Annotated in this window: 22 protein-coding genes; 11 read left to right on the top strand and 11 right to left on the bottom strand. The window is 64.2% G+C overall.

Annotated elements, in window-relative coordinates:
* Positions 1-2: 2 nt before the first annotated feature.
* The 5 genes from AC1DYO_RS23705 to AC1DYO_RS23685 form a co-directional block, all read right to left on the bottom strand.
* The gene (locus tag AC1DYO_RS23705; RefSeq protein WP_477266890.1) at positions 3-854 is read right to left on the bottom strand and encodes a citryl-CoA lyase; all 852 of its coding nucleotides are present in this window, start codon (positions 852-854) and stop codon (positions 3-5) included.
* Positions 851-2,029: a CaiB/BaiF CoA transferase family protein gene (locus AC1DYO_RS23700; protein ID WP_477266889.1), complete on the bottom strand. Its 1,179-nt coding sequence runs from the start codon at positions 2,027-2,029 to the stop codon at positions 851-853. Before AC1DYO_RS23700 ends, AC1DYO_RS23705 begins: the two co-directional genes overlap by 4 nt.
* Positions 2,030-2,044: 15 nt before the next feature.
* Complete coding sequence (locus AC1DYO_RS23695; RefSeq protein ID WP_181059477.1) at positions 2,045-3,568, bottom strand: tripartite tricarboxylate transporter permease; 1,524 nt, start codon at positions 3,566-3,568, stop codon at positions 2,045-2,047.
* 4 nt (positions 3,569-3,572) lie between these two features.
* Positions 3,573-4,109 carry a tripartite tricarboxylate transporter TctB family protein gene (locus tag AC1DYO_RS23690; RefSeq protein ID WP_477266888.1) on the bottom strand — a complete coding sequence of 179 codons (537 nt, stop codon included), beginning with the start codon at positions 4,107-4,109 and terminating at the stop codon, positions 3,573-3,575.
* 237 nt (positions 4,110-4,346) lie between these two features.
* Positions 4,347-5,324 carry a Bug family tripartite tricarboxylate transporter substrate binding protein gene (locus AC1DYO_RS23685; protein WP_477266887.1) on the bottom strand — a complete coding sequence of 326 codons (978 nt, stop codon included), beginning with the start codon at positions 5,322-5,324 and terminating at the stop codon, positions 4,347-4,349.
* 205 nt (positions 5,325-5,529) lie between these two features.
* On the opposite strand from AC1DYO_RS23685, the gene AC1DYO_RS23680 reads away from it, so the two are divergent.
* Positions 5,530-6,300, top strand: coding sequence for an IclR family transcriptional regulator (locus tag AC1DYO_RS23680; protein ID WP_477266886.1), 771 nt, complete (start codon positions 5,530-5,532; stop codon positions 6,298-6,300).
* Here the strand turns inward: AC1DYO_RS23680 and AC1DYO_RS23675 are convergent.
* The 3 genes from AC1DYO_RS23675 to AC1DYO_RS23665 form a co-directional block, all read right to left on the bottom strand.
* Positions 6,287-7,246 carry an OmpA family protein gene (locus AC1DYO_RS23675; protein ID WP_477266885.1) on the bottom strand — a complete coding sequence of 320 codons (960 nt, stop codon included), beginning with the start codon at positions 7,244-7,246 and terminating at the stop codon, positions 6,287-6,289. The two genes, AC1DYO_RS23680 and AC1DYO_RS23675, sit on opposite strands and share 14 nt — an antisense overlap.
* Positions 7,146-7,388 (bottom strand): hypothetical protein, encoded by a 243-nt coding sequence (locus AC1DYO_RS23670; RefSeq protein WP_477266884.1) that lies wholly within the window; start codon positions 7,386-7,388, stop codon positions 7,146-7,148. The genes AC1DYO_RS23675 and AC1DYO_RS23670 overlap by 101 nt, the downstream gene beginning before the upstream one ends.
* Positions 7,389-7,507: 119 nt before the next feature.
* Complete coding sequence (locus tag AC1DYO_RS23665) at positions 7,508-8,047, bottom strand: GNAT family N-acetyltransferase (protein WP_477266883.1); 540 nt, start codon at positions 8,045-8,047, stop codon at positions 7,508-7,510.
* 248 nt (positions 8,048-8,295) lie between these two features.
* Between AC1DYO_RS23665 and AC1DYO_RS23660 the strand changes: the two genes are divergently transcribed.
* From AC1DYO_RS23660 to AC1DYO_RS23645, 4 genes are all read left to right on the top strand, one after another.
* Positions 8,296-8,751, top strand: coding sequence for a DUF2214 family protein (locus AC1DYO_RS23660; RefSeq protein ID WP_477266882.1), 456 nt, complete (start codon positions 8,296-8,298; stop codon positions 8,749-8,751).
* A gap of 265 nt (positions 8,752-9,016) precedes the next feature.
* On the top strand, positions 9,017-9,994 hold the full coding sequence (locus AC1DYO_RS23655; RefSeq protein WP_477266881.1) for a tripartite tricarboxylate transporter substrate-binding protein: 978 nt from the start codon (positions 9,017-9,019) through the stop codon (positions 9,992-9,994).
* 86 nt (positions 9,995-10,080) lie between these two features.
* Positions 10,081-10,554, top strand: a complete 474-nt coding sequence (locus AC1DYO_RS23650) for a tripartite tricarboxylate transporter TctB family protein (RefSeq protein WP_477266880.1) — start codon at positions 10,081-10,083, stop codon at positions 10,552-10,554.
* 9 nt (positions 10,555-10,563) lie between these two features.
* Positions 10,564-12,072, top strand: coding sequence for a tripartite tricarboxylate transporter permease (locus tag AC1DYO_RS23645; protein WP_477266879.1), 1,509 nt, complete (start codon positions 10,564-10,566; stop codon positions 12,070-12,072).
* Between the two features lie 6 nt (positions 12,073-12,078).
* On the opposite strand, the gene nth is transcribed toward AC1DYO_RS23645, so the two are convergent.
* Positions 12,079-12,894 carry an endonuclease III gene (gene nth / locus AC1DYO_RS23640; protein ID WP_477266878.1) on the bottom strand — a complete coding sequence of 272 codons (816 nt, stop codon included), beginning with the start codon at positions 12,892-12,894 and terminating at the stop codon, positions 12,079-12,081.
* 22 nt (positions 12,895-12,916) lie between these two features.
* Here nth and AC1DYO_RS23635 point away from each other — a divergent pair, with 22 nt between their 5' ends.
* The gene (locus AC1DYO_RS23635; RefSeq protein ID WP_477266877.1) at positions 12,917-13,408 is read left to right on the top strand and encodes a DUF2244 domain-containing protein; all 492 of its coding nucleotides are present in this window, start codon (positions 12,917-12,919) and stop codon (positions 13,406-13,408) included.
* A 58-nt stretch (positions 13,409-13,466) separates the two neighbouring features.
* Positions 13,467-13,679, top strand: coding sequence for a hypothetical protein (locus AC1DYO_RS23630; protein ID WP_477266876.1), 213 nt, complete (start codon positions 13,467-13,469; stop codon positions 13,677-13,679).
* A gap of 18 nt (positions 13,680-13,697) precedes the next feature.
* Here AC1DYO_RS23630 and AC1DYO_RS23625 read toward each other — a convergent pair whose 3' ends face one another.
* Complete coding sequence (locus tag AC1DYO_RS23625; RefSeq protein WP_477266875.1) at positions 13,698-14,513, bottom strand: class I SAM-dependent methyltransferase; 816 nt, start codon at positions 14,511-14,513, stop codon at positions 13,698-13,700.
* Positions 14,514-14,660: 147 nt separating this feature from the next.
* Between AC1DYO_RS23625 and AC1DYO_RS23620 the strand changes: the two genes are divergently transcribed.
* From AC1DYO_RS23620 to AC1DYO_RS23605, 4 genes are all read left to right on the top strand, one after another.
* Positions 14,661-15,566 (top strand): methylated-DNA--[protein]-cysteine S-methyltransferase, encoded by a 906-nt coding sequence (locus AC1DYO_RS23620; RefSeq protein WP_477266874.1) that lies wholly within the window; start codon positions 14,661-14,663, stop codon positions 15,564-15,566.
* Between the two features lie 150 nt (positions 15,567-15,716).
* A complete protein-coding gene (locus AC1DYO_RS23615; RefSeq protein WP_477266873.1) occupies positions 15,717-16,625 on the top strand; it encodes a ribokinase in 909 nt (302 codons plus the stop codon).
* Positions 16,626-16,630: 5 nt separating this feature from the next.
* Entirely contained in the window at positions 16,631-18,082 is a 1,452-nt protein-coding gene (locus tag AC1DYO_RS23610) for an amidase (protein WP_477266872.1), read from the top strand.
* Between the two features lie 125 nt (positions 18,083-18,207).
* Complete coding sequence (locus AC1DYO_RS23605; protein WP_181059510.1) at positions 18,208-18,822, top strand: LysE family translocator; 615 nt, start codon at positions 18,208-18,210, stop codon at positions 18,820-18,822.
* Between the two features lie 46 nt (positions 18,823-18,868).
* Here AC1DYO_RS23605 and AC1DYO_RS23600 read toward each other — a convergent pair whose 3' ends face one another.
* Positions 18,869-19,810 carry a nucleoside hydrolase gene (locus tag AC1DYO_RS23600; protein ID WP_477266871.1) on the bottom strand — a complete coding sequence of 314 codons (942 nt, stop codon included), beginning with the start codon at positions 19,808-19,810 and terminating at the stop codon, positions 18,869-18,871.
* Positions 19,811-19,909: the final 99 nt, after the last annotated feature.

Below are 19,909 nucleotides of genomic sequence, written 5' to 3'. Positions count from 1 at the left end.
CCTCACTTGCCCTCGTCATCCTCTACGGGAAATGGCCGCAGCGGCGTGCCGGTATAGGCCCACAGCCATTCGCGCGGCAGCGGGCCCTTGTTGCGGTCGCTCTGCTGCGACTGTTCCCAGGCATGCGCCAGGATCCCGACCGAGCGCGACAGCACGAACAGGCCGCGCGTCAGCGGCGGCGGAAAGCCGAGCTCGCCATAGATGACGGCAGTGGCGCCGTCGATGTTGAGCGGTATCTTCTTGCCCTTACGCCGTGCGACCTCCGCCTCGACAGCCTCGGCGATGTCGGCGAACCGTCCGCTGACGACGCCGCGCGCGGCAAAATCGCGGGTCACCTCGATCAGGCGCGGCGCGCGCGGATCGACCGGATGGAAGCGGTGGCCAAATCCCGGCACATAGCCTTTCTCCTCGGCGAAGAAGCGATCGAGCCGCGCCGAGACCGCCTCGTCGAGTGCAGCACCCTGGTCGAGCGCCACGGCGATGTCGCCGTAGAAGGACAGCGCCTGTTCGCCGGCGCCGCCATGCACGTCACCCAGCACATTGACCGCCGAAGCCATGGCGCTGTTGATGCCGACGCCGCAGGTGATGGCCATGCGAGCAATGGCGATCGACGGCGCCTGCGGCCCGTGATCGACGGCCGCCCCCAGAGCAATGCCAAGCAGCGCCGCCTGCTCCTCGCTGGGCAGTTCGCCGCGCAGCATCAGCCAGATGACAGCCGGGAAGCTGACGCGGCCGATCAGATCCTGGATCTCATAGCCGCGCAGCCGGATGATGCCGGGGCTCATCTCGATGATGCCGGTCTGCCACCATTCCTCGCCGCGCTCGCGGCCGGTCTTTTTCTCCCCCTCGCTCACGCGCTTCTCCTGGTGCGCGGCGGCAGGGCGGAAAAAACCTCGTCCATATGCTGGCCGAGCACAGGCGGCGGCAGGACAGGCAGGGGTGCCGCGCAATCGACCATGAAGCCACCGCGCACGACGGTCAGCGGCTGTTCCATACCGGGCAGGCCCTGGAAACGGATTGTCATGTCACGCTCGGTCACCTGGCGCTCCTCCAGCACCTGCGGGATCGTCAGCACCCTTCCCGCCGGCACGCCGGCGCGGTTGAATTTTTCCTCCCAGGCTGCGGCCGAGGCACTGGCCAGCGCCGTCTCGATCAGCCCCTTCAGAGCGGCGCGGTTCTGCTTGCGCGTCTCGCGTTCGGCAAAGCGCGAATCCGACGCCAACTCCGGCTGTCCGATCAGCTGGCACAGCGTGACAAACTGCTCCTGCTTGTTGGCGGCGATGTTGAGCAACCCATCACCGGTGCGAAACGCACCGGAGGGCGCTGCCGTCATGTTCTCGTTGCCCATCGGCTTCGGCTCGACGCCGGCGGTCAGATAGTTGGAGACCGGCCAGCCCAACGCCGACAGCGTGCATTCGAGCATCGAGACATCGAGAAACGCGCCCTCGCCCGATGTCTTTTGCTTCACCAGCGCCGCGGCAATAGCAAAGGCCCCGACCAGCCCGCCCAGCGTGTCGGCGACGGGATAGCCGACCCGCAAGGGTGCGGTCTCCGGCGTGCCGGTGATGCTCATAATGCCGGACAGCCCCTGGATGATCTGGTCGTAGGCCGGATTGTCACGCATCGGCCCGGTCTGGCCGAACCCCGATATGGCGCAATAAACCAGACCAGGACGGACCTCTTTCAGCGCTTCATAGCCAAGGCCGAGCCGCTCCATCACGCCGGGGCGGAAATTCTCGACCAGCGCGTCGGCCGAGGCGACCAGATCGAGGAAACGCTCGCGATCGGCCTCTTTCTTAAGATCGAGCACCACCGATCGTTTGCCGGCGTTCTGCGCCAGGAACGAGGCACCCATGCCGGCTCTGTTGAGCGCCGGCGAGGCGCCGAGCTGACGCGCCAGATCGCCGCCTTGCGGTGCCTCGACCTTGATGACGTCGGCGCCGAGCAGCGCCAGCTGATAGGCGCAGTAAGGGCCGGCCAGCACATTGGTCAGGTCGAGAACGCGGATGCCGGCAAGCAGATCGGTCATGATGTTCCAGATCGCTCAGGCATCGCCCGGCACATGCTCCGGTCCACGCCGGCGGCGATGCTCGATGAAGGCCCAGATATGCGGGCCGGCGAGACCGATGAAGGCGAGCGTCAGCAGCGTCAGCGACAGCTTGTGGGTGTAGAACACCGACCAGTCACCGTTCGAGATCGTCATCGCCCGGCGGAACTGGGTTTCGGCGAGCGGCCCCAGGATCATGCCGATGATGACAGGCGCGGTCGGGAAATCGAAGCGCCGCATCAGGAAGCCGGCGGCTCCCAGCAGATAGAGGATGACGAGGTCGATCGGCGATTGCGAGATGCCGTAGGTGCCGACGGTCGCAAACACCAGGATGCCGGCATAAAGCTGCGGCGCCGGAATTTTCAACAGCCGCACCCACAGCCCGATCAGCGGCAGATTGAGGATGACCAGGATGACGTTGGCGATGAACAGGCTGGCGATCAGGCCCCAGACCAGATCGGCCTGCGTCGTCAACAGCAGCGGCCCCGGATTGATGCCGTAGCTCTGGAAGGCCGACAGCATGATCGCGGCGGTCGCCGAGGTCGGCAGGCCAAGGGTGAGCATCGGCACCAGCACGCCGGCGGCCGAGGCATTGTTGGCGGCTTCGGGACCGGCAACGCCCTCGATGGCGCCGACCGTGCCGAACTCCTCCTTATGCTTCGACAGCTTCTTTTCGATGGCATAGGACAGGAAGGTCGGGATCTCGGCGCCACCGGCCGGCATGGCGCCGATCGGGAAGCCGATGAAAGCGCCGCGCAGCCATGGCTTCCACGAGCGCCCCCATTCGGCCGCCGTCATGTAGAGCGAGCCCTTGAGCGGCACGATCTCGTCCTTGCCGGCATAGCGGCGCGAGGCCATGTAGAGCGTCTCGCCGACGGCAAACAGGCCGACCGCGGCTATGATGACATCGACGCCGTCGAGCAGCTCGTTCGTGCCGAAGGTGAAGCGCGGCTGGCCGGTCTGCAGGTCGACGCCGATCATGCCGATGACGAAGCCGATGAACAGGCTGGTGAGGCCGCGCACCGACGACGAGCCAAGCACTGCCGAGACCGTGATGAAGGCGAGCACCATCAGCGAGAAATATTCGGCTGGCCCGAAGGCCAGCGCGAACTTCACCACCACCGGCGCCAGGAAGGCGACGCCCATCGTGCCGATGGTGCCGGCAACGAAGGAGCCGATCGCCGACGTCGCCAGTGCCGCGCCGCCGCGGCCCGAGCGGGCCATCCTGTTGCCTTCCAGCGCGGTGACGATGGTGGCGCTTTCGCCCGGCGTGTTGAGCAGGATCGACGTCGTCGAGCCGCCATACATGGCGCCGTAGTAGATGCCGGCGAACAGGATGAAGGAGGCTTCCGGCGCCACCTGGTAGGTGATCGGCAACAACAGCGCGATGGTGAGCGCCGGCCCGAGGCCGGGCAGCACGCCGATGGCGGTGCCGAGCGTGGTGCCGACCAGGCACCACAACAGGTTCATCGGCGAGAAAGCGACGGAAAATCCGTGACCGAGATGACCGAGCGTTTCCATGGCGTCAGCCTCTCAACGTGGCGATGATCGCGTCGATCACCGTGTTCAGCTGGTTTTCGATGAAGCCGGCGCCGATGTTGACGCCGAGCGCCCGGGCAAAGCCGAAATAGGCGGCCAGCGCCAGGATCAGGCCGGTCAGCGCATCGCGCAGCGTATGCTTGCTGCCGAAGCCGTAACAGACAAGCACGAACATGATGACGGAGGCGGCGGTGAAGCCGAGCGGCTGGATCAGCACCAGATTTGCCACTAGCCCGGCAACGACGATGCCCATCGCCTTCCAGTCGGTCGGTGTTTCCTTTTCCTCCTGCGGCTGCCAGCCGCCGCGCACCGCGGCGAGGATGAGCAGCAGCGAAAGCACGATCATGCCGGTCATGGTGATATAGGGAAAGACGGTCGGCCCGACCTTCGAATAGAGCGGCGACACCGGGATCGCCAGGGTCTGCCAGGCGACGGCCGCGGCGCAGGCGAGAAGCCCGACGCCGATCAACAATTCGGGCATGGCAAGGCGCGGGGGCGCCGGCTGCTGGTCGCTGCTCATCAATGTCCTCCCAATATGACCGGCATCCTCCCGCCGGCCGCATCCGCAGTTTCACTCCCACCGCATCATATGTCTATGCGGCAGGTGAAAGTCGGAAGGGGGCGGCACAAGCCTCGTTGGAGAGGCCGCCCCCAGAGCAATTCCAGGAAAAGTGCGAAGCGGTTTTCCGTCCGGAATTGCGCCAAAATAAAGTTAGAGCGGATCACCGTTTCCGTGAAACGGTGATCCGCTCTTGGAGTATTAGGCGAGGCCGAGGTCCTTGAGGATCGCGGTGATGCGTGCGGTGTCGTCGGCGAGGAATTTCGCATAGTCGTCGCCGGTCAGAAGGATGGGCGTCCAGTTGCGGTTCTTGCACTCGGTCGCCCAGGCGTCGCTCTTGGCCATGGTTTCGATCATCGTGACCATCGCCGCCTTGTCGGCGTCGGAGACGCCGGGCGGTGCAAAGACGCCGCGCCAGTTGAACAATTCGACATCGATGCCGGCTTCCTTCATCGTCGGAGCGTCGATGCCGTCCTGCCGCTTGTCGGCGGAGATGGCGAGCAGTCGGAGCGCGCCTGCCTTGATCTGTTCGGAGAACTCGCCGAAGCCGGAAATGCCGGCCGCAACCTGGTTGCCGAGCAGCGCCGACAACGCCTCGCCGCCACCGGCGAAAGGCACATAGGAGAGGTTGGTTGCCGGAACGCCGACCGTCTTTGCGATCAGGCCGAACAGAATGTGGTCGGAGCCGCCGGCCGAGCCGCCGGCCACCGGAACCTTGGTCGGATCGGCCTTAAGCGCCGCAACGAAATCGCCGGCCGTCTTGAACGGCGAATCCGCTGGCACCACCAGCGCCTCGAACTCGCCGGTGAGGCGGGCGATCGGCGTGACTTCGGAGAGGTTGTTGGCGGATTTGTTGGCGATGATGGCGCCAACCATGACCATGCCGGCAACCATCAGCGAATTGCCCTTGCCGTTCCACTGACTGATGAACTGCGGCAGGCCGACCGTACCGCCGGCGCCGCCGACATTGGTGATCTGCGAGCCGGAGATCAGCTTTTCACCGCGCAGCACCTGGTCGATGGTGCGCCCTGTCTGGTCCCAGCCGCCACCGGGCGCGGCCGGCACGAAGATCTGGATCTGCGGTGCATCCTGAGCGAAGGCGGGCGTCAAATGCGTTGCGACGAAACCGGCAGCGCCTGCGGCCGCGGTGCTCATCAAAAATCTGCGTCTGTTCAGCATGGGATTCCTCCAAATCACGACACCTCCTCCGGTGCCTGCCAGAAACGTAGCCTGAAAACAGACCCGCTCGGCAAAAATTCATGCCGATTTCAGTGCGTTCTGTCAACAGGAACGCCGTTCTACTAGACAGAACACTTCGCATGCGGCACAATCGTCCCGATCGGCCTTGGTCCGAACGAGTAACTGGAATGAAACTGTCCGCGAGATGACCGAAGCGCGATCCCAGCCGTTGCAGGCCGATGGCGTTGCCGCGCTCGACCGCGCGATCGCCATTCTCGACGCTTTCGCGACCGCCGACCGCTCGCTCAGCCTGGCCGAAATCGCGGCGCGGACCGGGCTTTACAAGAGCACCATATTGCGGCTGGCGAACTCGTTGTTGCGCGGGCAGTTGCTGGAGCGGCTCGACGACGGCCGCTACCGCATCGGGCCGGCCACCTTCCGGCTTGGCGCGCTCTACCAACGCTCGGTGGTGGCGGTCGATATCCTGCTGCCGATCATGCGCGATCTCGCCGAGCGCAGCTGGGAAAGCGTGGCGTTCTATGTCCGCTCCGGCGACGCCCGCACCTGCCTCTACCGCGTCGAATCCAAGCATCCGATCCGTTACACGATCCGGGAAGGCGACCTGCTGCCGTTGCTTACCGGTTCGGGTGGCCGCGTGCTGGCAGCGTTTTCAGGCCAGCAGGGCGAGCCTTACGAGACCATCCGCCAGACCTGCCACTATCTGTCGATCGGTGACCGCGACCCCGAGACGGCGGGCGTGTCGGCGCCGGTGTTCGGACCGGGCCGTGTTCTGCTTGGCGCCTTGACCCTCGCCGGCCCATCGACGCGCGTCGATACCGCCTTCCTGCGCCGCATGACACCGGCTTTGCTGGAAGCGGCCGCCCGCTCCACCCGCGCTTTCGGCGAGGATGCCTCGATGCTCGAGCAGGCGGCGCGCCTGGCCGGCCCCGTAGGGGCAAGCCTCAGTTCAGTTTAACCAGAACCACACGGCGGTTCTTGGCGCGGCCTGTCTCGTCATCATTGCTGGCGACGGGCGCCATCATGCCGGCGCCGGCGGCTGTCAGTCGCCCGCCGTCAATGCCGTATTTCGAAACCAGCGCTGCCCTCACCGCTTGGGCCCGCCGCGACGACAGATCGAGATTGTAGTCGAAGGCGCCCTGATTGTCGGTGTGGCCGACCACGATCACCGCCATGCCCGGCTCGTTGGTCAAAAGCGTCGAAATCTCCTTCAACGTCGGCTCCGATTCCGCCTTGATGTCGGCCTTGTCGATGTCGAAGAAGATGCCGTAGAGCGAGATCGACCCGGTGGTCGACAGCGAATCCGCCATCTTGGCCGCTTCGACCACCACCATCTTCTTGTCGCGCGCCTTGGGCTCCAGCACCTGGACGACGGCGATGGTTCGGCCGTTGAGTTCCTTGCAATAGAGGTCGTCGATCAGCGAATAGGCCTGCACGGTGACATAGGCGTCGCCGCCATCCTGCGGCACCTTGGCTGAGAAGAAGCGCTGGTCGTTGATGCCTGTGGTTACAGCACAGGCGCCGTTGGAAAAGGCCGCGTCCTTGACGTCGCTTTCGTGGAAGAAATACATCATCAGGCTCATGTCGCCGCCGCCMCCGCTCGACGACCGGTCGGCGGCGCCGCCGCACTCTTCCTTCTTGCAGTCGAACAGCACTTCGCCGCCGGCGGCCGCGATCACATCCTGATAGTTGCGCAGCACTTCGAGTGGCGAACGCTCGGCCGGCAGCACATAGGCGATGCGGGTCAGCGCTCCCTCGACCTCGGCCTTCTTGTCCGGCGCATAGATGCGATTGTTCATCGCATCACGCGCGTCCGCATCGGCACTCGGCTTCAGCGGCGACAGCGGTACGGTGAAATCGGTGTAGGCGAATTTTTCGTAGGAGACGATGAAACGACCCCTCATAGCGCTTGGCCAGGTGATTGTCGGCGGCGCCCTCTATGTCGGCGGTCGGCACCGCCGCATCGGCGCCCGCCAGCCGCACGGCCGCAAACAGCAGCAGCCCCGCCCAGAAAAGCTTCAGGAGTATCGCATTGATCGCACGCATTGGTCGGCTCCCCCAAAGCAATTCCAGGAAAAGTGTGAGCGGTTTTCCCACCGGAATTGCGTAGCTACATCACAATGGCCAATCCTAGCAGAGCGGTGGAATAGCGTCGATGAAGTGCTTCACACCAACCGTTCGAGCAGGATCGTCGGCCCATCGTGATAGGTGGTTTCCAGCACCTTCGTGTAGCCGCACTTTGCCGCGACGTTTAGCGAGCCGGTGTTCTCCGGATCGATGATGCAGACGGTTCTGGCGCCGGCAAAGGTTTCGTCGCCCCAGGCCAGCACCCGTTTGACGACTTCGCTGGCGAGACCCTTGCCATGCGCTTGCGGCGCCAGCGCCCAACCGGCTTCCGGAATGCCCTCGAGCGACGGCTCGATATCGCGCTTGAGATCATGGAATCCGGCTTCGCCGATGAAACGGCCACTGGCCTTGTCCTCGATCGCCCAGAAGCCGCAACCGAGCAGCGACCACAGGCCGGCGTGCCGCAGGAACCGCATCCAGCTTTCCTCACGCGTCCGCGACTTGCCGCTGATGAAACGGGTGGTGACGGGACTGGCCCACATGACGACATAGTCGTCGAAATCATCGATCCGGTGAGCCCGCATAATGGTCCGTTCCGTTTCGAGAACCGGAACGCCGGCTGCTTTTGGACTGTCCATGAAACTCTGCCTCCGTTGACGGTCGTCGCTTAACAGACCGACGCTCGCCAACAAGGGCCAACGCAGATCATCGTGCGGCCAGGCAAGCTATCTCGATCAATCAAAGCTAGCTGTCAGGATGTGGCGTCTATGGCGCCGATGGCTCGGTCGAAGGCAAGCCCGCCTCTGGGAATTCTGCCGAACGATGCTACCTTTCGCAACCGGTCCGGCGAGGGCCGCCTCGATACCGCCAATGGGGGGAGAACACCATGGACACCACCGATCTTGTGCTTGCCATTTTCCATCATCTGCTGGTGTTCTCGCTGGCCGGCATCATCGGCGCCGAATTCGTCCTGATCCGCGGCGAGCTGTCTGCCGCCACGCTCAAGCGACTTGCCGGCATCGACCGCCACTACGGCATCATCGCCACCCTGATCATCATCATCGGCATCGGCCGCGTCATCTATGGCCTGAAGGGTTGGGAGTTCTACGTCTACAATTGGGTGTTCTGGGCCAAGATGGCGGCGTTCGGCATCGTTGGCCTGCTGTCGATCATCCCGACCATCCGCTTCATCTCCTGGAACCGACAGGCCAGCGCCAGCCCCGGCTTCCAGGTGCCGGCGGCGGAGCTCGCCTCGGTGAAGACCTATGTGCGCGCCGAAGCCTTCATCTTCCTGCTCATCCCAATCTTCGCGGCGGCCATGGCGCGCGGCTACGGTTACTAGAGCTTTGTTTTTACGCAATTCCCAAGGGAAAGCGCTACGCGCTTTTCCCGGGAAAACCGCTTCACACTTTTCCTGGAATTGCTCTGAAGCAACGCCAACACGAAACCCAGCTCCGCCGGGCATACTCCCCACTGAGCGCCATGGTTGCGGACGACTGTATTTAACAGTTTGCGTCAGGCGACAATCTGTTAGCTTGCCTTTGTTGCCCCATCGCTGCCGGACCTGCACAGCGATTGGAAATTGATATCCTGGGAGGAGAATTAAGATGAGGAAATTTGTTGCCGCCCTGGCCGCCGCCGCGGCCGTCACGCTCTATTCGTTCACCGCCTCAGCACAGACCTATCCCGAGCGCACCATCACCGTCGTCGTGCCGTTTGCAGCCGGCGGTCCGACCGACACGGTCACGCGCCTTGTCGCCGAAGCCATGTCGAAGGATCTCGGCCAGCAGATCATCGTCGAGAATGTCGGCGGCGCCGGCGGCACGCTGGGCGCCGGCCGTGTCGCCAACGCTGACCCGGACGGCTACACGCTGCTCCTCCATCACATCGGCATGGCGACGAGCGCTACGCTCTACAGGAAGCTCGCCTACGACACCCTGAACGCTTTCGAATATGTCGGCCTCGTCACCGAGGTGCCGATGGCCATCGTCGCCCGCAAGGACCTCGAGCCGACAGACCTGAAAGGGCTGGTCGAATACGCCAAGGCCAACAAGGACACCATCACCGTCGCCAACGCCGGCATAGGGGCTGCCTCGCATCTGTGCGGCATGCTGTTCATGAGCGCCATCGGCACGCCGCTGGTCACCGTACCCTACAAGGGCACCGGCCCGGCCATGACCGACCTTCTCGGCGGCCAGGTCGACATCATGTGCGACCAGACCACCAACACCACCAAGCAGATCCAGGGCGGCACCATCAAGGCCTATGCCGTCACCACGCCGGAACGCCTTGAGGTCATGAAGGACGTGCCGACGACGATCGAAGGCGGCCTGCCCGCGGTACAGGTCGGCATCTGGCACGGCCTCTATGCGCCGAAGGGCACGCCGGCCGAGATCACCGACCGCCTGTCGAAATCGCTCCAGGTCGCGCTGAAGGACCCCAACGTCATCGCCCGCTTCGCCGAACTCGGCACCAAGCCGTCATCCGAAGCCGATGCTATACCGGCAGCGCTGAAGGCCAAGCTGGAAGGCGAGATCACGCGCTGGAAGCCGATCATCGAGGCCGCCGGCCAGTACGCCGACTGATGGCTTGAACGGGGCGCTTCTGGCGCGCCCCGTTTTCATTCGTTTTCACAGTCGCAACGGCAGGCCCAGGGCCTGGGAGGACCGTCATGAAACCTTTCGCTATCGACAGGACAAACGGCCTGTGCGCCGCGCTGTTCATCTTTTTCGGCGCCTTTTTCGCGATACAGTCGCTCGGCCTCGAAATCGGCACCGCCTTCCGCATGGGACCGGGTTATTTCCCGCTGGTGCTGGCGATCGTGCTGATCGTGCTCGGCGCCATCATCCTCGTCCAGGCGGTGCGCGTCGAGGGCGAGCCGATCGGCCCCATTGCCTGGCGGGGCATGCTGTTCATCCTGCCGGCGCCGATCTTCTTCGGCCTGACGGTGCGCGGCCTCGGCTTCGTCCCGTCGATCTTCCTGACGGCGCTGATCGCCTCCTTTGCCAGCAGCCGCATGAAGCCGCTGACCGCGCTTGTGCTGTCGGCCGGCCTGACGCTGTTCTCGGTCCTGGTCTTCAGCTACGCGCTCGGGCTGCCGTTCCAGCGCTTCGGCCCCTGGCTGCCCCAATGGCTGCCGTTGTGAGGCGCTGACATGGACCTCCTCAACAACCTCGCACTCGGCTTTTCGACGGCCACAACGCCGGCCAATCTCGGCTTCTGCCTGATCGGCGTCCTGCTCGGCACGCTGATCGGCGTCCTGCCCGGCATCGGCGCCACCGCAACCATCGCCATGCTGTTGCCGATCACCTTCCAGATCGGCGACCCGGTCTCCTCGCTCATCATGCTTGCCGGCATCTATTACGGCGCCCAGTATGGCGGCTCGACCACCGCCATTCTCATCAACATGCCCGGCGAATCCTCCTCGGCCGTAACCGCGATCGACGGCTACCAGATGGCCAAGAACGGCCGCGCCGGGGCGGCGCTCGCAATCGCCGCGATCGGCTCGTTCTTCGCCGGCACGGTGTCGACCTTCCTGGTCGCCGTCTTTGCCCCGCCGCTGACGGCAATCGCCCTGCAATTCGGCGCGGCGGAGTATTTCTCGCTGATGATCGTCGGCCTCGTCTCGTCCATCGCGCTCGCCCATGGCTCGATCGTCAAGGCGCTGGCGATGGTCGTGCTCGGCCTGCTGCTCGGCATTGTCGGCACCGACATCTACACCGGCACACCGCGCTTCACGCTCGGCATCCGTGAATATGCCGACGGGTTGAACTTCGTCGCGGTGGCTGTCGGCGTCTTCGGCGTCGCCGAGATCCTGCGCAACCTCGAAAACGAGCACGAGCGCTCGGTGCTGATCAAAAAGGTCTCCGGCCTGATGCCGACCCGCGACGACTTCAAGGCCATGGCGGCACCGATCGTGCGCGGCACCATTATCGGTTCGGCGCTCGGCATCCTGCCCGGCGGCGGTGCGGTCCTTGCGTCCTTTGCCTCCTATACCGTGGAAAAGCGCGTGTCGAAAAACCCGGGGGAGTTCGGCAAGGGCGCCATCGCCGGCGTCGCCGGACCGGAATCGGCCAACAATGCCGGCGCCCAGACCTCCTTCATTCCAATGCTGACGCTGGGCATTCCGGCCAACCCGGTCATGGCGCTGATGATCGGCGCCATGATCATCCAGGGCATCGTGCCCGGTCCCAATGTCGCGACCGAGCAGCCAGCGTTGTTCTGGGGCATCATCGCCTCGATGTGGATCGGCAATCTGATGCTGATCGTCCTGAACCTGCCACTGATCGGGCTTTGGGTGAAGCTGCTGACGATCCCTTATTACGTGCTCTTCCCGATCATCATGGCGTTCTGCTCGATCGGCGTTTACAGCGTCAACACCAACGCCTTCGATCTCCATGCCGTCGCCTTCTTCGGCCTGCTCGGCTACGTCCTGACAAAGCTGCGTTGCGAACCCGCACCGCTGCTGCTCGGCTTCGTGCTCGGCCCGCTGCTCGAGGAAAACCTGCGCCGCGCCATGATCCTGTCGCGCGGCGACCCCTCGACCTTCGTGACGAGGCCGATCAGCGCCGGCCTGCTGTTCGTCGCACTCGCCGTGCTCGTCGTCGTCTTCCTGCCGTCGGTCAAGAAGAAGCGCGAAGAGGTGTTCGTGGAGGAGAACTAGTTCCCCTTAGATATCCGCTGGGCCGAGCGCCGCGATCGGCACCAGCGGCGCCGGCACGTCGGTGGTCTTCTCCGCCGACTTGCAGATATCGGCGATGACGCAAGACGGGCAATCGGGCTTGCGCGCCTTGCAGACATAACGGCCATGCAGGATCAGCCAGTGATGCGCATGGCGCATATACTCGTCCGGGATGATCCGCAGCAGCCCTTGCTCGACCTGCTCCGGCGTCTTGCCCGGCGCTAGCCCAAGCCGGTTGCCTATGCGGAAAATGTGGGTGTCGACCGCCATCGTGTGCTGGCCGAACGCCATGTTGAGCACGACATTGGCGGTCTTGCGCCCGACACCCGGCAGCTTGACCAGTTCATCCCTGTCACCGGGCACCTCACCGCCATAATCGCGCATCAGCACCTCTGAGAGCGCGATGACATTCTTGGCCTTGTTGCGCCAGAGCCCGATGGTCTTGATGTACTCGCCGACCCTGGCCTCGCCCAACGCCAGCATCTTTTCAGGCGTGTCTGCGATCGTGAACAGCGCCCGCGTCGCTTTGTTGACGCCGGCATCGGTCGCCTGTGCCGACAGCACCACCGCCACCAGCAGCGTAAAGGCATTGACGTGCTCGAGTTCGCCCTTCGGCTCCGGCCGCTGCACCGAAAACCGCCGGAAGATCTCATCCACTTCGGCGGCGCTGTAGAGTGAGCGGACCCTTGCCGGCCGCGGCCGCGGCTTGGCGTTCGAGCCGTCGCGCCGCCCGGGCGGCAGTTCGATTTTCGGCGTGGTTGAATTTTTCGGCATTGCGGATTTTTTGGACTTGGGGCTCGCCATACCCTTCCTATAATATCCCCTCATGAGCGACACAAACGCCTCATCGCAAGCTGACGAGCCATTCTTCCAGGCGCTGCTGACGCCGCACCGGTCGCTCGGCCGCACCGGCTTTGCTGTGCTGATGGGCGCCTTGCTGTTCGGCTGGGTGGTGACCGGAGCGTTCTTCCTGTCGCGCGGCGCCTGGCCGGTGTTCGGTTTCTTTGGGCTCGATGTGATCGCCGTCTACATCGCCTTCCGCGCCAACTATCGCGCCGCCCGCGCCCGCGAGGAAGTGTCGGTCTCGCGCACCAGCCTCGACATCCGCAAGACAGCGCCCTCGGGCCGGTCCGAAGCGCATCGCTTCAACCCGTTCTGGGCCCGCTTCTCCGTCTCTCGTCACGCCGAGATCGGCATCACGAAAATGGTGGTGGAAGCACAGGGGCAGAATGTGCCGATCGGGTCTTTCCTCGACCCCGGCTCTCGTGAGAGTTTTGCTGCTGCTTTTTCACGGGCACTGACAAAGGCCAGATCGTGACTTGAAGCTATACTTGTTTTCTGATCTCATCTCCAATCTTGGAGATGGGAGGAAAGTCATGATCGATCGTTATACAAAAGCCGTTTTGACCTTGATCGGCGTCATGCTGTGTGTGATTTCATTTCAATTATCTTTTCGCGACGCGATAGCTCAAAATTATGGCTCTGAGCGAAATTGCGGCTGGAATGCCAAGGAAGCCTGTTTCGTCACGACTCAGCCATATGATAGTTTTTCCAGTAGCGGCAATACGTGGCTGAGGGTCTCCAAATAAGCAGGCTTACAATTCTATTCAAAACCGGTAGCGCAGGATCCTGCCGACCTTGCGCAATGCAGGAATGTGTCTCCACAGCCCAATGAACAGTTTCGCCGACCAGCCCATGTGAGCTGTGCGTTCAGCGCTATAGGCCGAGATGTCGTCGACAAAGCGCAGCTTCGGAACGGCCCGCTCCAGCGCGTGCGGGTCGTCGATCGCCCAGTGGACCTCGGCGCCCGTCGCCCTGATGGTCGGATTGAGTCGAAGCAGCTTCAGGCCGAAGCGGCTGTAGACGTCGAACATCAGCTCGCCGCCGGCAAGATGCGAGACAAGGCGCGACAACAGGCGTGGCCCCTCCTCCGCCGGGAGATAGGGCGTCAGCCCCTCCATCACCACGACGGCCGGGCGGTTGCGGGGCACTTGGGCCAACCAGTCCGGGTCGGTCACCGAAGAGCCGACGAGGTGATAGCGCTCCCGGGACGGGTAAAGCTTGCGCCGGAGCGCGATGACATCGGGATAGTCGACATCGAACCACTCCACGCCTTCAGGCGGATCGACACGGAAGATGCGCGTATCGAGCCCGCAGCCGAGATGCAGCACGATGGCGCCGGGATTCCTGGCGATGAAATCTTGAACGCGCACGTCGAACGTCCTGGCCCGGATCGCCAGGCCGATGCCGAGATTGGTGTCGACCTTGAGGCGCGAAAAATCATAATCGATCTTGCGCACGGCGTCATCGGCGAAGCGATCCCCAAGCAGCGAATGCGGCAACCGGCTCTCCAGCGCCTTGCCGTAGAGCGTCATCAGCAAGGTCTCCCTTGCCCCGCTCAGGCTTACCTTTTCGCCGGCCATCGGCATCTCCTGCTTGGCAATCCAGTGTCTATCTGGGCCAGTGTCTATCTGGGCCAGCTTCTATCTGGGTTTGCGCCGCAACAAGGCAAGTTTCGGGTGGTTGCAAAGGGCGCAAAGACCGATATTCGCGATCAAGGAGATATTGCCATGAACGCCCAGATGACCATGAATACGCAGATGAAACCGACAGCGATCCTGCAGAACGACATCACCCCCGAAGGCAGCGACTACGAGGTCGTGCGCCGCGCCATCGAGAAGATCAGCCTCGACTACCGCGACCAGCCCTCGCTGGAAGCTTTGGCAGCCGATGTCGGCGAGACGCCGACCGGGCTGCAAAAACTGTTCACCCGCTGGGCCGGCCTGTCGCCAAAGGCCTTCCTGCAGGCGGTCACCCTCGACCATGCTCGCAAGCTGCTCGATTCCGGCATGCCGCTGCTCGAAACATCGTTCGAGCTCGGCATGTCCGGCCCCGGCCGGCTGCACGATCTGTTCGTCACCCACGAAGCGATGTCGCCGGGCGACTACAAGACGCGCGGCGAAGGGCTGACCATCCGCTACGGCCACCACATCTCGCCCTTCGGCATCGCCCTGATCATGGTCACCGACCGTGGCCTTGCGGGGCTGGCCTTCAACGATCCGGGTGGTGAGCGGGCGGCCTTCGCCGACATGTCGGGCCGCTGGCCGAACGCCACCTATGTCGAGGACATGAGCGCCACCCAGCCCTATGCTGCACGCATCTTCGATCCGACGCTGTGGCGCGCCGACCAGCCGCTGCGCGTGGTGATGATCGGCACCGACTTCCAGCTGCGTGTCTGGGACGCTCTGCTGAGGATCCCGATGGGCAGGGCCTGCACCTATTCCTCGATCGCCGCCGGCATTGGTGCGCCAACGGCCAGCCGGGCAGTGGGTGCGGCGGTCGGCGCCAACCCGTTGTCCTTTGTCGTGCCGTGCCACCGGGCAATCGGCAAGTCCGGCGCTCTGACCGGCTATCATTGGGGCCTGACGCGCAAGCGCGCCATCCTCGGCTGGGAAGCGGGCCAGACCGCCTCCTGAAGCACCCCGCATCAAACAACACCGGCGAAAACCCTTCGCCGGTGTTTTTCTTTTCTGCGAGCCCTCGGAAATCGCGCAAAAATTCTGCCTGCTCTGGCAAGCCGCCGGCTTACGGGTTAGCGTCCCGCGCATTCCGCTGGAGGCATTTTCTTGATTATCGTTGTCGGCTCGATCAACCTCGACCTTATCGCCAATGTCGACCGCTTGCCCTCGCCGGGAGAGACGGTCCGCGGCTCCGGTTTCACCACCGCGCCCGGCGGCAAGGGCGCCAACCAGGCGCTGGCCGCCGCGCGCGCCGGCGCCAAGGTGCGCATGGTCGGCGCCGTCGGCAAGGACAACTTCGCCACCGAGGCGCTCGCCCTGCTTGTGGCCGGCATGGTCGATCTCTCCGGCGTCGGCCAGAGCTTCGCCTCCACCGGCACGGCGCTGATCCTGGTCGGCGCCGACGGCGAGAACGTCATCGCCGTGGTGCCGGGCGCCAATGATTCGGTGCTGCCGGGCGATCTCGCCAAAGCCTTCCTTGGGAGGGGCGACGTCGTCCTGCTGCAGCACGAAATCCCGCTGCAGACCGTCGATTCAGCGCTTGATGCCGCACGCGCCGCCGGCGCCATCACCGTGCTCAACACCGCTCCCTTCCGCGGCGAGGCGGCAGCGTTTCTCGGCAAGGCCGATTACGCCGTCGCCAACGAAACCGAATTCGACCTTTACGGCGAGGCGCTGTCGCTGAAAGGCCGCGACCGCCCGGCGCGCATGCGCGACTTCGCCGGCAAGACCGGCCGTACCATCGTCGTCACGCTCGGCGGCGACGGCGTGCTGGCGGCGACGCCGGACGATTTCCTGACCGTGCAGGCGTTGAAAATTACCCCGGTCGACACGGTCGGCGCCGGCGACACGTTTTGCGGCTATCTCGCTGCCGGGCTGGCGTCCAACCTGCCGCTCGAACAGGCTCTCACCCGCGCCGCAGCTGCCGGTTCGCTCGCCTGCCTGAAGCCCGGCGCCCAGCCGGCGATCCCGCTGGCGGCGGATGTCGATGCCGCCCTGCGAAACAACGCCGGATAACAGCCATGCGCCCCGCCACGAAGCATGCCGTGCCGCCGGCCGGCGATATCTGCCGGATGTCCGCCGTCGACCTCGCCGAGGCGATCCGGTTGCGCCGGCTGTCTGTACGCGAGGTGGTCACGGCCTTCCTCGACCGCATCGACGCGGTGAACCCGCTGGTCAACGCCATCGTCTCATTGCGCGAGCGCGCCGACATTTTGCGCGAGGCCGACGCGGCTGACGCGCATCTGTCGCGGGGCAAGCCGACCGGCACCCCGTTCGGCCTACCGATGGCCATAAAAGACCTCGCCATGACCCGTGGGCTAAGGACCAGTTCCGGCTCGCCGATCTTTGCCGATTTCGTGCCGCAGGAAGACGATTTCTTCGTCGAGCGCATCCGCAATGCCGGCGCCATCATCATCGGCAAGACCAATGTTCCCGAATTCGGGCTGGGATCCAACACCTATAACAACGTGTTCGGCCCGACGTTGAACGCTTTCGATCCGACGCTGACCGCCGGCGGCTCGAGCGGCGGCGCTGCGGTTGCCCTTGCGCTGAACATGGTTCCTGTCGCCGACGGCAGCGATTTCGGTGGCTCGCTGCGCAATCCGGCCGCCTGGAACAATGTCTTTGGCTTCCGCCCGTCGCAAGGGCTTGTGCCGGGCGGGCCGGACGTCGAGGTCTTTCATGCCCAGATGGGCGTCGACGGGCCGATGGGTCGCAACATCAGGGACATGGCGCTGCTGCTCGATGTGCAGGCGGGCTACCATCCGCAGGCGCCACTGTCCTGGGAGAAACCCGGCTCGTTCCTCGAGGGCCTGGCCACGCCGGCAAAAGGTGGCCGCATCGGCTGGCTTGGCGATCTCAACGGCCATCTGCCTGTCGAGCCTGGCATCCTCGATCTGTGCGAATTCGCACTCGGCCACTTCGCGGAGGCATCCTTCGTGACCGAGCCCTTGCTGCCGGATGTCGATTTCGAAGCACTGTGGCAGGCCTTCGTGACCCTGCGCCAGGCGACCGGCGGCTCGTCGCTCAAAATCCACTATGACGATCCGCACAAACGGACCCTGCTGAAACCGGAAGCCATCTGGGAGGTGGAGAACGCCATGCGGCTGACGGCGCCGCAAATCCGCGCGGCCTCGGTCGTCCGCACCTCCTGGCACCGAATGCTGCTCTCCCTGTTCGAGCGCTTCGACCTCATCGCTCTGCCGACGGCGCAGGTGTTTCCTTTCGACGTCGGCATCCACTGGCCGCGTGAGGTCGCCGGACGCGCCATGGACAGCTACCACCGCTGGATGCAGGTTTCAGCCTTCGCCACGCTCGGCGGCTGTCCGGCGCTCAACGTGCCCGTCGGCTTCGACGCCAAGGGCAGGCCGATGGGTATGCAACTGATCGGCCGGCCGCGCGGCGACCTCGCCGTGCTACGCGCGGGCGCGGCCTATGAGGCGACGCTGCCATGGCAGGTCGGAGCGTCCTGACGTCAATTCGCGACCGAAGGCGACCTGTCCTGACGGCTTGCACCAGCGTCGCTGGCGTGCATTGATCAGGCCCTGACGCGCCGTGCGAGGCGTATTCTGTCTGAGGAAATCCCCGAGGAATCCCCATGTCGCTGGAACTTTACGCCGCCTATGTTCTTGCTTGCATCGTCATCATCCTGGTGCCCGGCCCGACGGTGACGCTGATCATCGCCAACAGCATCCGCCATGGCGCGCGCGCCGGGCTTGCCAATGTCGCCGGCACGCAGGCCGGGCTTGCCGTCATGATCGCCATTGTCGGTATCGGCCTCAACACGCTGATATCAGGCATGGGCCACTGGTTCGAATGGGTGCGCCTGATCGGCGCCGCCTATCTGATCTGGATGGGCGTGCAGATGTTTCGCGCCAAGGGCACGCTGAACGCCGACGGCACGGCGAGGAAGCCGCGCGGCGGCTTCTTCCTGCAGGGCCTGCTGGTGGCGCTGAGCAATCCGAAGACGCTGGTTTTCTTCGGCGCCTTCTTCCCGCAGTTCATCGCCCCGCAGGGCAATTACACGCTGCAGATCGTCGTCATGGGCTTCACCGCCATGATCTTCGCCGCCGTCTCCGATTCAACCTACGCGCTCGCCGCCAGCCGCGCCGGCCGCCTGCTTTCGGCCAGCCGCATCAAGCTGATGTCCAGGATCAGCGGCAGTTTTTTGGTCGGCGGCGGCCTGTGGCTGGCGTTTTCAAAGGCGAAGTGAGCGCGCCTTTACCTTCTCCCACAAGGGGAGAAGGTAAAAAGACCCCCTACAGCCGCGCCAACCTCTCCACCAGCAGCGCGAAAAAGGCGTCATGGTCGATGTCGCGCATCACCATGGCGTTCTTCGGCCGCTTGGTCACGCCCCACCAGTCGATCACGGTCATGCCCATGGTGAGCTCGGAGGCCGTTTCCACCGTGACGTTGCAGTTGCGGCCCTTGAACAAATCCGGCTTCAAGAGATAGGCGATGACGCACGGGTCGTGCAGCGGACCGCCATCGGTGCCGTATTTCTCCTCGTCGAAGCGTTCGAAGAATTCCAGCATCTCGGCAGTCGCGGTGCCGACCCTGGTGCCGAGCTGGCGGATGGCCTGCGTGCGCTTGGCCGTGGTCAGCGCCTTGTGGGTGACGTCGAGCGGCATCATGACGATCGGAATGCCGGATTTGAACACCAGGTCGGCGGCCTGAGGGTCGACATAGATGTTGAACTCGGCGGTCGGCGTGACATTGCCACCCTCGAAGAAACCGCCGCCCATCAGCACGATTTCCTTGATGCGCGGCGCAATCTTTGGTTCGCGCATCAGCGCCAGCGCGACATTGGTGAGCGGTCCGAGCGCGCACAGCGTGATCGTGCCGGCCTCTTCCTTCATCAGCGTCTCGACGATGAAATCGACCGCGTACTGGTTCTGCAGCTTCATCTTCGGGTCGGGCAGTTGCGGGCCGTTGAGGCCGGTCTTGCCATGCACTTCCTCGGCGGTGACGAGTTCGCGCGCCAGCGGGCGGATGGCGCCGGCATAGACTTTGATATCGGGTCGACCGGCCAGTTCGCAGATTTTTCTGGCGTTCTTCTCGGTCAATTTCAGCGGCACGTTGCCGGCAACAGCGGAGATGCCGACGATCTCGAGTTCGGCGCTGCCGAGCGCCAGCAATATGGCGACGGCATCATCTTGGCCGGGATCCGTGTCGATGATGATCTTGCGGGTCTGGGGCATTTCATTTCCTTATGCGGGGGAGTCTTTTTGGCGGGGGTTTTAGACGGCTTGAACTTGGCCGCGGCGCGGACCATATCAAGACCATCGGGAAAAATGCCA

Source organism: Mesorhizobium sp. P2_F5 (assembly GCF_056403715.1).
Note: the sequence above shows the minus strand (reverse complement) of the source record. Positions and strands in the feature narration are given on the sequence as shown.